This window comes from Aeromonas caviae, from assembly GCF_000819785.1.
In the GTDB taxonomy this organism is placed as follows: Bacteria; Pseudomonadota; Gammaproteobacteria; order Enterobacterales; family Aeromonadaceae; genus Aeromonas; species Aeromonas caviae.
The window spans coordinates 1-14045 of record NZ_CDBK01000074.1 but is presented as its reverse complement, the minus strand read 5'-3'; the positions used below and the strand labels follow the sequence as shown (position 1 = coordinate 14045).

General features: G+C 65.9%; 15 protein-coding genes. 9 read left to right on the top strand and 6 right to left on the bottom strand.

Annotated features, from left to right (window positions below):
• Nucleotides 1-738: BCCT family transporter (locus BN1120_RS12000; RefSeq protein WP_269078227.1), on the bottom strand; the 738-nt coding region annotated here is incomplete at its 3' end.
• Nucleotides 650-916: a BCCT family transporter gene (locus BN1120_RS21870; protein WP_231959436.1), complete on the bottom strand. Its 267-nt coding sequence runs from the start codon at nucleotides 914-916 to the stop codon at nucleotides 650-652. The genes BN1120_RS12000 and BN1120_RS21870, both read right to left, overlap by 89 nt.
• Here BN1120_RS21870 and BN1120_RS11995 point away from each other — a divergent pair.
• From BN1120_RS11995 to BN1120_RS11970, 6 genes are all read left to right on the top strand, one after another.
• A complete protein-coding gene (locus BN1120_RS11995; protein WP_231959482.1) occupies nucleotides 837-1250 on the top strand; it encodes a hypothetical protein in 414 nt (137 codons plus the stop codon). The two genes, BN1120_RS21870 and BN1120_RS11995, sit on opposite strands and share 80 nt — an antisense overlap.
• Nucleotides 1247-1642, top strand: coding sequence for a DoxX family protein (locus BN1120_RS11990; RefSeq protein WP_042016267.1), 396 nt, complete (start codon nucleotides 1247-1249; stop codon nucleotides 1640-1642). The genes BN1120_RS11995 and BN1120_RS11990 overlap by 4 nt, the downstream gene beginning before the upstream one ends.
• A gap of 120 nt (nucleotides 1643-1762) precedes the next feature.
• Nucleotides 1763-2227, top strand: a complete 465-nt coding sequence (locus tag BN1120_RS11985) for a GNAT family N-acetyltransferase (protein ID WP_042016266.1) — start codon at nucleotides 1763-1765, stop codon at nucleotides 2225-2227.
• Between the two features lie 202 nt (nucleotides 2228-2429).
• A complete protein-coding gene (locus BN1120_RS21915) occupies nucleotides 2430-3725 on the top strand; it encodes a methyl-accepting chemotaxis protein (RefSeq protein ID WP_042016265.1) in 1296 nt (431 codons plus the stop codon).
• A 144-nt stretch (nucleotides 3726-3869) separates the two neighbouring features.
• Nucleotides 3870-4427, top strand: coding sequence for a DUF3332 domain-containing protein (locus BN1120_RS11975; RefSeq protein ID WP_042016264.1), 558 nt, complete (start codon nucleotides 3870-3872; stop codon nucleotides 4425-4427).
• Between the two features lie 84 nt (nucleotides 4428-4511).
• Nucleotides 4512-5885 carry an HD-GYP domain-containing protein gene (locus BN1120_RS11970; RefSeq protein WP_042016263.1) on the top strand — a complete coding sequence of 458 codons (1374 nt, stop codon included), beginning with the start codon at nucleotides 4512-4514 and terminating at the stop codon, nucleotides 5883-5885.
• A gap of 69 nt (nucleotides 5886-5954) precedes the next feature.
• Here BN1120_RS11970 and BN1120_RS11965 read toward each other — a convergent pair whose 3' ends face one another.
• The 3 genes from BN1120_RS11965 to mobA all read right to left on the bottom strand — a co-directional run bounded on the left by BN1120_RS11965 (nucleotide 5955) and on the right by mobA (nucleotide 8476).
• Nucleotides 5955-7034 carry an FUSC family protein gene (locus tag BN1120_RS11965; RefSeq protein ID WP_042016262.1) on the bottom strand — a complete coding sequence of 360 codons (1080 nt, stop codon included), beginning with the start codon at nucleotides 7032-7034 and terminating at the stop codon, nucleotides 5955-5957.
• Between the two features lie 81 nt (nucleotides 7035-7115).
• Entirely contained in the window at nucleotides 7116-7865 is a 750-nt protein-coding gene (gene mobB / locus BN1120_RS21910; RefSeq protein ID WP_042016261.1) for a molybdopterin-guanine dinucleotide biosynthesis protein B, read from the bottom strand.
• Nucleotides 7862-8476 (bottom strand): molybdenum cofactor guanylyltransferase MobA, encoded by a 615-nt coding sequence (mobA, locus tag BN1120_RS11955; RefSeq protein ID WP_042016260.1) that lies wholly within the window; start codon nucleotides 8474-8476, stop codon nucleotides 7862-7864. Before mobA ends, mobB begins: the two co-directional genes overlap by 4 nt.
• Nucleotides 8477-8697: 221 nt before the next feature.
• Between mobA and BN1120_RS11950 the strand changes: the two genes are divergently transcribed.
• Nucleotides 8698-10407, top strand: coding sequence for an NAD-dependent malic enzyme (locus BN1120_RS11950; protein ID WP_042016259.1), 1710 nt, complete (start codon nucleotides 8698-8700; stop codon nucleotides 10405-10407).
• A gap of 117 nt (nucleotides 10408-10524) precedes the next feature.
• Here BN1120_RS11950 and BN1120_RS11945 read toward each other — a convergent pair whose 3' ends face one another.
• Nucleotides 10525-11547, bottom strand: a complete 1023-nt coding sequence (locus tag BN1120_RS11945; RefSeq protein WP_042016258.1) for a hint domain-containing protein — start codon at nucleotides 11545-11547, stop codon at nucleotides 10525-10527.
• Between the two features lie 317 nt (nucleotides 11548-11864).
• Here BN1120_RS11945 and BN1120_RS11940 point away from each other — a divergent pair, with 317 nt between their 5' ends.
• Nucleotides 11865-13103 (top strand): uracil-xanthine permease family protein, encoded by a 1239-nt coding sequence (locus BN1120_RS11940; RefSeq protein WP_041213272.1) that lies wholly within the window; start codon nucleotides 11865-11867, stop codon nucleotides 13101-13103.
• 144 nt (nucleotides 13104-13247) lie between these two features.
• A complete protein-coding gene (locus tag BN1120_RS11935) occupies nucleotides 13248-13988 on the top strand; it encodes a dienelactone hydrolase family protein (protein WP_042016257.1) in 741 nt (246 codons plus the stop codon).
• Nucleotides 13989-14045 lie beyond the last annotated feature (57 nt).

Genomic DNA, 14045 nt, shown 5'->3' with positions numbered 1-14045 from the left:
CTCGAAGATGCGGGCCTCGATGCGCACCCCGTAGCAGAAGTCCCGGCGGCCTTGCTGGGGCACCAGCAGATGGCACTGATCCGGCCCATCCTCTTCGACCCGGCTGGTGATGCCCCGGGCAGCGAACTCCTGACTCAGGGCCGTCAGGGCGGGCAGGGCGACCTTGTCCACAAAGGCGCGTGCCTCCTGCTCGGTGGAGGGGCGCAGCAGGTGATCCATCCGGGTGCGCCACTGCTTGCCGTTCCAGAAGTCAGTGGCGGGGGAGAGGCGCCTGGCCGAGTGCTCCTTGTCTGCGACAAGGCCGCGGCAGAGTCCGAGGCAGAGCAGCACCATGATGAAGGCAAACGGCAGGGCGGCGATGAGGGTCATGGACTGGAGCGCCGCCAGCCCCCCTGTGCTCATCAGGGTACCCGCGGTGACCCCGAGCAGCAGAGCCCAGAACAGGCGCTGCCAGACCGGTGAGCCCTCTTTGCCCTGGGTGGCGATGTTGTCGATGACGAAGGCTCCCGAGTCGGCGGAGGTGACGAAGAAGACGCTGATGAGGATCACCGCGAGGGCCGAGGTGATGTCCGCTCCCGGCAAGAGGTCAAAGAAGTTGAACAGCAGGGTGTCGATGTTGCCGACCGAGTCGATGAGGCTTGTGCCCCCCTCATGCTGGCTGGCCCAGATGGCGGCATTGCCGAACACCGTCATCCAGAGCAGGTTGAAGGCGGTGGGCACGAACAGGACGCCGAGGATGAATTCGCGCAGGGTGCGTCCGCGGGAGATGCGGGCGATGAAGAGGCCGACGAAGGGGGGACCAGGAGATCCACCAGGCCCAGTAGAGCAGGGTCCAGTTGCCGAACCAGCCCGCCTGGCGGGTCTCGCTGCTTGCACCAGAGACGCGGCGCTGGCCTGCCGAGCGGCTTGCCGCCATGACCCCTGAGCACTGGGAGCGGCTGGTGCTGCATCCTGCCTGCGATCTGCAACTCCTGGAGAGCCCCCATCCGGTGCTGGCGCTCTGGCAAATGGCTCTGCACGGCGGTGAGACGGTCAGGGCGCTGGATGCTGTCTGCTCCCTGGCACTCAAGAAACGCCCCGGACACCGGGTCGACCCCATTCCCCTGGATGCCGCCGCCTGGCGTCTGCTGCAAGGCTGCCTGCAGGGCAGGCCGCTGGCCAGCCTGCTGGCTCAGGATCCCGCCATGGCCGAACACCAGGCCCCCCTCATCACCCTCGACCTGCTGGTCGATCTGGAGCTTGCCCCATGACAACGCAAACCCTTGCCAGGCCCCTTGGCCCCCTTGTTGAACGCATCTTGCCCTGGTGCAGCGGTGGCCTGTTGCTGCTTGCCAGGCTCTGGGTCGCCACCATTTTTCTGCGATCTGGCTGGCTCAAGTTCACGGCCTGGGACAGCACCCTCTATCTGTTCGAGTTCGAATATCAGGTGCCCCTGCTGCCCTGGCAGTGGGCGGCCTATGCGGGCACGGCGACCGAGCTGTTGCTGCCCCTCTTCCTGCTGGCGGGCCTCTTCACCCGTCTGGTCGCCTTGCTGCTGTTTGGCTTCAACGCCATGGCGGTCATCTCCTACCCGGCCCTCTGGGCGGGAGGCTTTCACGATCACCAGTTGTGGGGCTGGATGCTGCTGACCCTGGCCGTGTGAGGGGCGGGCCCCCTGGGGCTCGACAGCTGGCGCCTTGCCCGTCGCTCGCCTCCGGCGTAAGGTGGCCGCACACGAGCCCTGCCTGACTGACGGGTGGGCAAGGAATGCAAAGGAGAAGAGATGAAGGTTCGCGAGGCCCTGGCGGCCGATATTCCCGCCCTGACGACACTGCGCATGGCGCTCTTTTGCGAGGTGGGGGAACTGGCCCGGCCCGATGAGGATCCGGTCCTCAGGGAGGCGACGCAGGCCTACTTCATGCAGGCGCAGGAAGAGGGCAGCGCCCGTAGCTGGGTGGTGGAAGAGGAGGGCGAGGTGGTGGCGTGCGCCACCCTGGCACTCTTTGTGCGCCCGCCCTACCCGGGCAATCTGGCGGGGCGGGAAGGGTACCTGCTCAACATCTACACCCAGCCGGCCTGGCGCAGACGGGGAATGGCGAATGCCCTGCTGGTGGCCATGGTGGCGTATGCCCGCGAGCAGCAACTGGGCAAGCTGTGGCTCCATGCCAGCAGTGATGGGCGCGCGATCTACGAACGGTTCGGCTTTGCCGGCAATCCCGCCTGCCTCGAGTGCGTACCTGGCCGTTAGCCTCCTCTTTTTCTGCACCGGGTTGATCCTCTTTCACAAGGGCTGCGTACTGGGAGCCCTTGGCGGCATCGCCGCTTTTCTATACACTGCGCGCCCCATTCGTTTCAGTCGTCCGACCACTTATGTCGGCGCTGGCGGTGCCGATACCCTCTGTGGGTGAGGCCGTGGTGCCCATGGGGATGGTCAACGAGGAAGAAGTGTCATGTTCAATCACAAACTCAAAGCGCAGTTGCAGGCATGCCAGACCCGGCTCGACGAGGAGCAGGGCATCACAGAGGCGATCAAGGCGGGTGCCGCCACCGTCATCTTCAGCCCGGAGGGGATCATCCAGGAGGTGAGCACCCCTTTCCTGGCCCTGATGGGATATGGTGCCGCCGAACTGATTGGGCAGCCCCACAGCCAGCTCTGTCCGAGGGCCTGGGGGGAGTCCGGTGACTATCGCCAGTTCTGGCGCCGCCTCGCCCAGGGGGAGGTGCAGTCAGGCACCTTCGAGCGCGTGAACCGGCAGGGGGAGACGCGCTGGCTGGAGGCGACCTATTTCCCGGTGAAGCACCAGGGCCGGGTGACCCGGGTACTCAAGATGGCCAGCGACGTCACCGAACAGCACCAGCGGCTTGGGCGGCTCGAGGCGCTGACTGAGGCGCTGGACCGCTCCCGGGCCATGATCGAGTTCACCCCGAACGGCGACATCCTCCATGCCAATGCCAACTTCCTGAGCGTCATGGGTTATACCCTGGGGGAGATCGCGGGCAGGCACCACAGGATCTTCTGTGACGAAACCTTCCTGCGCGAGCAGCCCCGTTTCTGGGAAGAACTGGCCCGGGGCCAGTTCAAATCCGGCCTCTTCATGCGCCACAACAGCCGGGGGCAGGCCGTCTGGCTGGAGGCGACCTACAACCCCATCCGGGATGGCAGCGGCAAGGTGGTGCGGGTGGTGAAGTTCGCCAGCGACATCACCGCGCGCATCGAGCAGAACCACGCGACCCGGGAGGCCGCCCGCCTGGCCCACAGCACCGCCCAGGAGACCCTGCACAGCGCAGAGGAGGGGGCGGGCCTGCTGCGCGCCGTGGTGCAGACCTCTTCCCTCATCGCCTCCCAGGTGGATAAGGCCATCGCCCTCATCGGCCAGCTCAACGAGCAGTCCAGAAGCATCGAGGCCATCGTCTCGACCATCAGCGCCATCGCCGATCAGACCAATCTGCTGGCCCTGAACGCCGCCATCGAGGCGGCGCGGGCGGGTGAGCAGGGGCGCGGGTTTGCGGTGGTGGCGGACGAGGTGCGCCAGCTGGCCGCCCGCACGTCGCTCTCTACCGACGAGATCGCCAGGGTGGTGCAGAAGAACCGCGAGCTGACCGCCAGGGTGACCGACGACATGGCCGGGGTGGCGGGCAGCGCCGAACTCGGCAAGCAGCAGATCGCCGGGGTGGACAAGCTGATGAGCGAGATCCACCAGGAGGCGGACAGGGTCTCCCAGACGGTGTCGGCCCTATCCATCTGAGGGGCTGACCGCAAGATTGCCAACAGAGTGAGCGATCGGACGGCCAGGCTGAACCCTGGCTGTATGAGGCCCCCCTTCGTCATTGTGCCGCCCGGCCCCCTTGTTTAGGCTGCCGCCTCCTTTTTATTGAGCAGGTAGACAACAATGGCTGTACGACAGAGAGGCAGGGCACTGGCCCTGCTGCTGGGAATGGGGGCGAGCCTGGGGCTCGGTGGTTGCATGGGCCAGATGGGCCTCTCTTCCATGGTGACCAAGGGCAACCTCAGCGTGGTGGACAACCGCTACGGCCGTGCCGGCGTCTTCGTGCTGCTCTCCCCCGTCTATGGCCTGGCGGCCACGGCGGATCTCTTCGTGTTCAACACCATCGAATTCTGGTCCGGCAAGAACCCCATCACCGGCAAGGCGCCCGCCCTGGTGGATCAGAAGAGCGATGCGATCATCAAGGTGAACCAGCACCTGGATCCTGCCCTCAACCAGGTGCCGCTGGCCCTGCTGCCCCAAGGGGTGCGCGAGGTACAGGTGAGCTACCCGGACGAGCGCACCGCCCAGATGGAGATCCACTACATCGACGGTCAGCGCAGCCTGATGCGGGGAGAGATGCGCGGGGAGCGACTGGATCTCTACCTGGACGACAAACTGGTCTCGACCCTGAGCCGCGAGCAGCGCGATGCGGCGGCAAGTCGGGGAGCGGGGCAGGTATAATTTGTCGCGCCCCTGATCCTTTACTCCCGACAAATGCTATACATGCCTGCGGGCAAGTACGCCCCGATGTAGAGGGAGTGGGCTATGACGGTAAACGGGTTGCGTTTGGCAGAGCTGATTGGTTCTCTCAGCCATGCCCTGGACATGACGGAAGGGCAGCCGAGAGGCCATTGCATCCGCTGCTGCTGGATAGGCTCTCGTCTGGGGGAGCAACTGGGACTGGATGCCCGGCAGCGCCACGACCTCTATTACACCCTGTTGCTCAAGGATCTGGGGTGCAGCAGCAATGCCGCCCGCATCTGCGAGCTCTATCTCACCGACGATCTTCACTTCAAGCGCGACTTCAAGCTGGTGGATGGCTCCTTCTCCGAGGTGGTCAACTTCGTGCTGGGCCACACCGGCTTGCAGGCGGATCTGCTGGGCCGTTTTCGCAGCCTGTTCCACATCTTTCGCAACGGGGATCAGATAGCCAACGAGCTGATCCTGACCCGCTGCCACCGGGGGGCGGACATCGCCCGCCAGTTGCGTTTCAGCGACGAGGTGGCCCAGGGGATCCTCTCCCTGGATGAGCACTGGAGCGGCAAAGGGCGACCGCAACAACTGGCGGGAGAGGCCATCCCGCTCTTCTCCCGCATCGCCCTGCTCTGTCAGGTGGTGGACGTGTTTCACGCCGCCGCCGGGCCGGACGCGGCGATGAGGGAGCTGCGCGAGCGCAGCGGCAACTGGTTTGATCCCGCCCTGGTCAGCGCCTTCGAGGCGCTGGCAGACGAGGCCTTCTGGCAAGGGCTGGCGGATCCCGCGTTGGCGGAGCGGGTCTTCGCCCACCCGGCGGGGCAGGGGGAGGTGGCGCTGGATGAGGATTATCTGGATGAGATTGCTGCGGCCTTCGGCCAGGTGGTGGACTCCAAGAGCCCCTATACCGCGGGGCACAGCGGCAGGGTAGCTCTCTATACCGACATCCTCGCCGCCCAGATGGGGCTGTCCGAGCCGCGGCGACGCTGGCTCAAGCGGGGTGCCCTGCTCCACGACGTGGGCAAGCTCGGGGTGAGCAACGCCATCCTCGACAAGCCGGGCAAGCTTGACGAGCAGGAGTGGGCGGCGGTGCAGATGCATGCCGCCTATACCGAGGAGATCCTGGGCCGCATCGGCGCCTTCGAGGAGCTGGCCCTGGTGGCTGGTGCCCACCATGAGCGACTCGACGGCAAGGGCTACCCCAAGGGGCTCAAGGGGGAGGCGATCACCCTGGAGACGCGCATCATCACCACCGCCGACATCTTCGATGCCATCACCGCCAAGCGTCCCTATCGGGATGCCATCCCGGTGCCGCGGGCCCTGGAGATGATGGCGGAAAACCTGGGCACGGCCATCGACCCCGACTGCTTTGCCGCCCTGAAGGCGGGGATAGAGGACTTCTCCCTCTACCTCACTCCGGAGCAGCCCCTGGCTCGTGCAAGCTAAGGCGCGAGCCAGAGACAAACAAGCCCCGCAACGGCGGGGCTTTTTTGTGGGCGGTTGCAGGCGGCGCGATCAGGGGCGGGCCGAGGGCTTGGCATAGGGTTGCAGCACCAGCCCCAGCAGGCGATGGAGGTGGGCGAGCTGCTCGATGAGATGGAGATTGAGCCAGAGGTAGCCGCCAAGGGTGGGGTCGTGTCCCTGGCCTGGTGCCTGGATTGCGTCCCCATCGAGCCGGGCGGCGGCGGCTTGCAGGCGGCCGATGGCCTGGTCGGCCGCCGTGGTATCGCCGCTCTTGAGCATGAGGGCGAGTTCGGTGAGCACCGACTCTGTCGCCTGCTGGCAGGCGCGAAGCCCCGGGTGGCTCTGCATCAGGAAATGGCTCTGGCGATCCCGCCAATAGGTGTTGGCCAGCATCTCCAGGGTGCAGACGCTGTTGCGAAGGGTGGTCTGGGTCGCCTCGAACAGCGGGCTGCCAAGGCGGGTCTCCTTGACCGCCGGGGCCAGCAGGGGGCGCAGGCTGACTATTTTGGCGAGCAGGCGGGCATGGCTTCGGGTGAGCCTGGGGCGCTCCAGCACGTTGGGGGAGAGGTGGGTGTGGTAGAGCCGCCCGGCCTGCTGCAGGGTGTCGTGCATCTGCAGACGCCAGTGGGTATAGGCCCGCTGGGGGTAGATGCTGCAAAACAGCAGGGCCAGCACCGACCCCAGGATGACGTCGCCGCTGCGCCAGAGCGCGGTCTCGATGTCCCCGGGCACCCCGCCGACGATGACCCCCAGGGTGATACCGATGAGCAGCCCCACATAGGGGCGCTTGCCGAGCGCCAGGTAGCCGCACAGGAACATGATGGCGCAGCACCAGGCCAGCATCAGGGGCAGGGAGTAGAGCTCCAGATAGAGGGCCACCACCCCGCAGGCGGCGCCAAAGACGGTGCCCACCACCCGTTGCAGGGCGCGCGACAGCACGTTGCCCCAGAACGAGATGGGGCCCATCACCACCACCAGGGTGATGAGGGGCCAGGTGCTCTCCGGCAGCTTGAGCTCCCGGGTCAGCAGGAAGGTGAGGGTGAAGGCCAGGGCGATGCGCAGGCCGTGGACCAGGCGGTAGCGGCCATAGATGAGCAGATCGAAGCGGGAGAGCGGGGCATTGAGGTGCAAGGGCGTTCTCTTATCTCGGGTCAGGGTTGTGAGGATAGCAAGGGGGACGGCATTCGCCTTGACCTGCGTCGTTTCTCCGGTTCATGGGGGCGCACCTGTCGGCAGGCGCACCATGACCCGCTCGCCGGGGGGAAGGGCCGCGCTACCCGGCGCCCGTTCGATGTGGCAGTTGGCACTGTCGTGGCCCCCATCCACCGGGCGCACCAGCAGGGTGCCCGCCTCGTCCTGACTGAGCAAGCCGGGCACAACGCCCTGCTTTGCCGATGGGGGCAGGGCCGCCAGCAGCCGGGCGCAGAGGCGAAGGGGCGGTGGGGCCTGACGGGGTTCGTGCGGGGGCAACCGGGCGCAGATGAAGTCGGCGATGGCCTCCAGATCCTCGAAGGGGAACCGGGGCAGGGTCGTGGCCTGGGGGGCGTCGCTCACGAGGGCGACGATGTCAGGATCATCGGGGAAGAGCAGGGGCCGGCCGATGGCGGCGCGATACAGCTCCACCTTGGGAAAGCGCCTGTGCTTGAACCCCTCGACCAACAGCAGATCCAGGGCGTTCGTATCGAAGCGGGCCAGCAGCGCCTCGAAGGGGGGCTCCCCCTCCGGGGTCTCCCGGATCAGGGCGTGGCGCCGGTCGGAGGCCGCCATCACCTGGGTGGCGCCCGCCTGGCGCAGGCGGTGGCTGTCCTTGCCGGGCTGGTCCATGTCAAAGGCGTGATGGGTGTGCTTGAGCACCCCGAGGCGCAGACCGCGCGCCACCAGGCGCGGGATGAGGCGCTCCAGCAGGGTGGTCTTGCCGGTGCCGCTCCAGGCGACGAAGCCGAGCAGGGGCAGGGGGCTCATGGCGTACCGCCTTCCCGTAGCCTCGCCTCCCAGGCGGCGAGTTCGGCCGGGCTGTTGAGGTTGACGAAGGCGTCGGGCAGATCGGCAAAGGGCACCACCGCCATCCGGTGGCGGGCAAACCAGGCCCCGGTCTTGCGCTCTCCGTCCGCCAGCGCCTGGCTCAGGGAGGGGCGCAGGGCGCGGCGCAGCAGGGCGACCACGGGCTGGAGGTGCTCCCCGTCGTGGGCCACCACCAGATCGGTGTCCGGGGTGATGGCGGCGCGAAAGCGGGTCATCAGATCAAGGGGCAGGGCGGGGCCGTCACAGGGAACGAACAGCACCCAGTCGTGACGGGCCGCCGTCAGCCCCGCCAGCATGCCGGCCAGCGGCCCCTGGAAGTCGGCCTGCGCGTCCCCGATGACGGGGGCAAGCTGCCGGTAGCGAGCCTGGCTGCGGTTGGCGTTGATCAGCACCTCGTCCACCTGGGGGCGCAGGCGGGTCAGCACGTGCTGGATCAGGGGAGTGCCCGCGAGGGGCACCCAGCCCTTGTCATCGCCCCCCATGCGGGTGGCGCGACCGCCCGCGAGGATGACGCCGCTGACGAGAAAAGCGGGGGAAGAGGAAAGGGTCATGGTGCTCCGTTGCTCGCAAAGGGATGCCCACAGGGGCGTGTCGGGATCTTGCGCCAAGCCGGGCGTGGGAGCAACCTTCGGCTGCCCCGGCAAAGGCGCCTTTGGCCGCAGGGTTTGTCCAAGCTCACAAAACCGGATCGGCAAACGTCATATGATCCCCAGCATTCTGAGTCTTGCTCTCCTGCCTGATGGCAACTTCATGTAAATCAAAGAGAATGACTATGGCTACCGGACAATATCTGCTGTGGAAAGATGCACAGGGTCACGATTTTCGCCCCGTTGCGCTGACGGGCACCAATCTGCTCAACGATCGCAACCTCAACAAGGGGACCGCCTTCACCGAACAGGAGCGGGCCGATTTTGAGCTGGGCGGCCTCTTGCCGCCTCAGGTGCAGACCTTCGAAGCCCAGCTGGAGCGGGTCTATGAGGCCTTCCTGAGCGCCTGCAGCGACATCGAGAAGTACCAGAACCTGCGAGCCCTGCAGGATCGCAACGAAACCCTGTTCTACGCCCTCCTGTCCCGCCACGTGGAGGAGATGACTCCCTACATCTACACCCCGACCGTGGGCAAGGCGTGCCAGGAGTTCAGCCACCGCTTCCAGAAGCCGCGCGGCCTCTACATCACCCCGAAGAACGTCGAGGATATGGGCTCTCTCGCCCGCCACATGGATGCCAAGGCGGTGCGCATCATCGTCGTGACCGACAGCCAGGGGATCCTCGGCATCGGCGATCAGGGGGTGGGGGGCATGGGCATTCCCATCGGCAAGCTCGCCCTCTATACCCTGGGGGCGGGCATCCACCCCGCCTGCTGCCTGCCCATCGCGCTGGACGTGGGCACCGACAACCAGGCGCTGCTGGATGACCCCATGTACCTGGGTCAGCCCCACAGGCGCATTCGCGGCAAGGAGTACGACGACTTCATCGACAAGTTCGTGGCCGGTGTCAAGCGCCACTTCCCCAACGCCGTGTTGCAGTGGGAGGACTTCAGCAAGTCCAACGCCTTCAACAACCTGGCCCGCTATCAGCAGGCGCTGCCGTCGTTCAACGACGACATCCAGGGCACCGGGGCCGTGGTGCTGGCGGGCATCATAGGGGCCGTCAAATCCAAGGGGGAAACCCTGGGCCAGCAGCATTACCTGGTCTACGGGGCCGGTGCTGGCGGGGTCGGGGTGGCGGATCAGATCTGCGCGGGGATGATCCGCGAGGGGCTTGACCCGCAGGCGGCGCGGGATCGCATCTACATCCTGGATACCCAGGGGCTGGTGTGTGACAACCGCGAGGGGCTAGATGAGTACAAGCGTCGCTACGCCAAGCCGGGCCTCTTGCTGGCCCAGTGGGATCTGCAGGGCAAGGCGGGGCTGACCGAGGTGCTGCGCCACGTGCCCATCACAGTGCTGCTCGGCACCAGCGGCGCCGGTGGCGCCTTCCAGGAGGAGCACATCCAGCTGATGCTGACCCACTGCGAGCGCCCCATGGTGTTCCCCCTCTCCAACCCCACCGCCAACTGCGAGGCCCTGCCGGAAGACATCTTCCGCTGGAGCCAGGGGCGCGCCATCGTCGCCACCGGCAGCCCGTTCAAGGATGTGCACCATGAGGGGCAGGATTATCGCATCGGTCAGGGCAACAACGTCTTCATCTTCCCCGGGGTGGGGCTGGCGGCCATCGTCAGCCAGATCCGCGAGATAAGCCCGGACATCTTCACCACCGCCGCCTTTGCGCTCGCGGAGTGCGTGAGCGAGGCGGATCTCGCCCGGGGCACCGTCTACCCGAGGATCAGCGAGCTGCGCAACATCTCGGTGCATGTGGCGACCGCGGTGCTCAAGGATATCGTGCGCCGCGACCCCTCTCACCCGCTCATCGGTCAGGATCTGCAAGAGCACATCCTGAGCCATATGTGGGAGCCGGTCTACCTGCCGTACCGCCGGGTCTGAGGTGCGACCTGCCCGCACGTGTCGCGGGCATGACGATGCCATAGAAACAGAGAGGGTGGCCCAGGCCACCTTCTCTTTTTTCCGCCCTGCTGTGTGTGCGGGGCAGGACGCTGACACCTATTGAGCGGGCGGGGGCACCAGGCGGTCATCGACGCTGCCGTCGCCCCGAAGCTTGTTGCCATTGGCATCGACGGCGTCCACACCGTTGTCGTCCACGCTGCCATCGCCTCGACGCTTGTTGCCATTGGCGTCGACGGCGTCCACACCGTTGTCGTCCACCCGGCCACCGGCATGACGCTCCCCGCCTGCATGCTTGTCGCCACCGCCGTGGCGATCGCCGCCAGCGTGCTGGTCGCCACCGGCATGTTCGCCCTGACCACGGTCATCGCCGCCGTGGCCGCTGTCGTCCCCGCCATTGTTTCCGTTATGGCTACTATCGCCTCCATTTCCGCTATTGTTTCCACTGTGGCTACTATTGCCCCCGCCGCCGCTGTTGCCGCCTCCGCTACCACTGTTGCCGCCGCCATCCCCCCCTTTGTTGTGCACGATCAGCCCATTGGCCACATAGCTGTGGCTGCCATCGAGGATCAGGTTGAACAGCGCCGTGGCGGGCGGGGCATCAACCCAGGAGAGGGAGGCCACCGGCAGTTCGACAGGGTGCGGTGCCAGCGCCAGGTTGCCCGCGCTGCCCCCCTCTGACCAACCCAGTAGGTGCATGCCGGTAAAGAGCGGCAGCACGGCGAGGGCCGGGTTTTCGGTGCGGGTCATGGCCGGTGCGATGGCTGCCCAGCCCCGGGTGGTGAGGAAGGGGTGCTCGGCGGTAAAGAAGGGGGGCAGATGATTGAGCCCGTAGAGCCTGCGCGCCCCCAGCGCCACCCGCTCGATGGCCTGGATGCGGTTGCTCTGCCCGTGCCTGTCCCGCACCCGATCGCCGACCCGCAGGGTCTCGATGGGGCGTTCGCAGCCATCGGCCATCAGGATGCGGGTACCGGCAATGAAGCAGGATTTGGCATGGGCCTGGTTTGCCTGCCACTGGTGGTGGTCGAAGTCATAGCTCAGCGGGGTGGCGAACAGGGCCAGGGCGATGGCCGAACCCAGCAGCAGCCGGCGCTGGCTGGGTTTGAATGAGGGCAGTGACATGGGGAACTCCTTGTCGGTGTGGGGTCACGCCTTCGAGTATAGAGAGGGGGTTGGGGCGATATCTGCGTCGACCAGTTGAAAGCCTTGTCATGTCAACTCACCGGAAAAACGATTGGCGTTGGCCATAAAAGTGCGTAAAATCGCTTCCTCGATGCTTGTAGCAGCGAATCCCGCCTAAAAAGCCAGTTTCATGCCCTCCCCAAGCAGTAAAAGGCAACAAATGACGCCATTTGGTCCGTTGGCTGCCTTGAAAACGTCTTGTGATGACTGAAAAGTGTCAAATATCCCTGTCAGTTATCAAAAAATTAAGGATACCCATGTTTTCCTTGGTCAAGCAAAGCGTCGCCGGGCTGCAAATTCTGTTTGTCGCCTTCGGTGCCATGGTGCTGGTGCCCCTGCTCACCGGTCTCAACCCCTCCATGGCCCTGCTTGGCGCCGGTGTAGGCACCCTGCTGTTCCAGCTCTGCACCCGTCGCCAGGTGCCGATCTTCCTCGGCTCCAGCTTCGCCTTCATCGCCCCCATCATCTATGCCACCCAGACCTGGGGCCTGCCCTCCACCATGTTCGGTCTGTTTGCCGCGGGCTTCATGTATTTCATCCTGGCGGCCATCATCCGCGCTCGTGGCATGGGCTTCGTGCACAAGCTGCTGCCCCCCGTGGTCATCGGTCCCGTCATCATGGTGATCGGCCTGTCGGTGGCCCAGGTAGCCTGCAACATGGCCATGGGCCGTGCCGGCGGTGAGCAGGTGGTGCCTGCCACCACGGCGCTGACTCTGGCGGGGATCTCGCTGGCGGTCACCCTGATTGCCGCCGTGTTCTGCAAGGGCTGGATCAAGCTCATCCCCATCCTGTGCGGTGTCATCGCCGGTTATGTCTCTGCCGTGCTGATGGGCCAGGTGAGTTTCGACGGCATGGTCAACGCCCCCTGGCTGGCGCTGCCCCACTTCGAGACCCCGGAGATCAACTGGGCCGCGGCCCTCTTCATGCTGCCGGTGGCCATCGCCCCCTGCATCGAGCACATCGGCGGCGTGCTCGCCATCGGCGGGGTGACCGGCAAGGACTACACCAAGGATCCGGGCCTGCACCGCACCCTGGCCGGTGACGGCATCGGCGTCTGCTTCGCCGGTTTCATCGGTGGTCCCCCCGTCACCACCTATGCGGAAGTGACCGGCGCCGTGATGATCACCCGCAACTTCAACCCGGTCACCATGACCTGGGCGGCGGTGTTCGCCATCATTCTGGCCTTCTTCGGCAAGTTCAACGCCCTGCTCACCTCCATCCCCATGCCGGTGATGGGCGGCATCATGCTGCTGCTGTTCGGATCCATCGCCGCCATCGGTCTCAAGACCCTGGTGGAGTCCAAGGTGGATCTGGGGCTGTCCCGCAACATCGCCATCGTGGCGGTGACCCTGACCGTGGGTGTCGGTGCCCTGGAGATGAAGATTGGCGACTTCGCCCTGGCGGGCGTGGGGCTGGCCTCGGTGGCGGCGATCCTGCTGAACCTCATCCTGCCCCAGCACTCCGAAACGGGTGCCATGGAGAGCGCCAAGGATTAAGCGCCTGGCTTGCTGTACGTTGAGATGATGAAAAAGAGGCCACCTTCGGGTGGCCTCTCTCTTTTGGCCTGCGTACCACTGAACCCGGGCTCCCATGTGAAGCGGCTACACTCAGGGGCACTATTGACGGGAGAGGATGAAAGGATGAAGAGGGCATGGATCCTGGCCCTGCTGGGGCTGATGGGGAGCGGCGCGGCCGAGGCCGGTGCGGTGCGCTACGAGGTCGAAGGCAAGCCGTTCGAGGGCTATTACCTGGCGGGTACCGACAAGCAGGCCCCTCTGGTGGTGCTGGTGCACGACTGGGACGGGCTCAACGGTTACGAGATCAAGCGGGCCGAGATGCTGGTGGCCCTGGGCTACAGTGTCTTTGCCGTAGATTTGTTCGGTGCCGGGGTCAGGCCGAGCACGGTGGAAGACAAGAAGCGCCTCACCGGGGCCCTCTATCAGGACAGGCCCAGGATGCGCACCCTGCTGCAAGGGGGATTGGCGGAGGCGGGCAGGCAGGGGGGGCGGCTCGACAATGCGGTGGCCCTCGGTTACTGCTTCGGCGGCGCCGCCGTGCTGGAGCTGGCCCGCAGCGGGGCGGATCTCAAGGGGGTGGTGAGCGTACACGGCGGGCTGGAGACCCCGGCCGGGCAGGACTACAAAGAGGTGAAGGGAGAGTTGCTTGTCCAGCACGGCAGCGCCGACGAGGCGGTCTCTCTGGGTCAGTTTGCGGCGCTGGTGGCCGAGCTGGAGAGCGCCGGGGTAAAGCATGAGGCGACCAGCTACAGCGGCGCTCCCCACGCGTTCAGCGTCTTTGGCTCGGACAACTACCGCGCCGATGCCGATGCCAAGTCCTGGCAGCGTTTCACCGGTTTCCTGAAGGAGGTGACCGGCTCCTGAGGGGGCCGGCTCACGCAGGCCATGGCAGTGCCATGGCTTTTTTTAGGCGCTGTCCCA

Excerpts from the sequence above, each read along its gene's own strand:
- BN1120_RS21870 (WP_231959436.1), bottom strand. The coding sequence starts at position 916 with ATGGCGGCAAGCCGCTCGGCAGGCCAGCGCCGCGTCTCTGGTGCAAGC.
- BN1120_RS11990 (WP_042016267.1), top strand. The coding sequence starts at position 1,247 with ATGACAACGCAAACCCTTGCCAGGCCCCTTGGCCCCCTTGTTGAACGC.
- BN1120_RS11985 (WP_042016266.1), top strand. The coding sequence starts at position 1,763 with ATGAAGGTTCGCGAGGCCCTGGCGGCCGATATTCCCGCCCTGACGACA.
- BN1120_RS21915 (WP_042016265.1), top strand. The coding sequence starts at position 2,430 with ATGTTCAATCACAAACTCAAAGCGCAGTTGCAGGCATGCCAGACCCGG.
- BN1120_RS11975 (WP_042016264.1), top strand. The coding sequence starts at position 3,870 with ATGGCTGTACGACAGAGAGGCAGGGCACTGGCCCTGCTGCTGGGAATG.
- BN1120_RS11970 (WP_042016263.1), top strand. The coding sequence starts at position 4,512 with ATGACGGTAAACGGGTTGCGTTTGGCAGAGCTGATTGGTTCTCTCAGC.
- mobB (WP_042016261.1), bottom strand. The coding sequence starts at position 7,865 with ATGAGCCCCCTGCCCCTGCTCGGCTTCGTCGCCTGGAGCGGCACCGGC.
- mobA (WP_042016260.1), bottom strand. The coding sequence starts at position 8,476 with ATGACCCTTTCCTCTTCCCCCGCTTTTCTCGTCAGCGGCGTCATCCTC.
- BN1120_RS11950 (WP_042016259.1), top strand. The coding sequence starts at position 8,698 with ATGGCTACCGGACAATATCTGCTGTGGAAAGATGCACAGGGTCACGAT.
- BN1120_RS11945 (WP_042016258.1), bottom strand. The coding sequence starts at position 11,547 with ATGTCACTGCCCTCATTCAAACCCAGCCAGCGCCGGCTGCTGCTGGGT.
- BN1120_RS11940 (WP_041213272.1), top strand. The coding sequence starts at position 11,865 with ATGTTTTCCTTGGTCAAGCAAAGCGTCGCCGGGCTGCAAATTCTGTTT.
- BN1120_RS11935 (WP_042016257.1), top strand. The coding sequence starts at position 13,248 with ATGAAGAGGGCATGGATCCTGGCCCTGCTGGGGCTGATGGGGAGCGGC.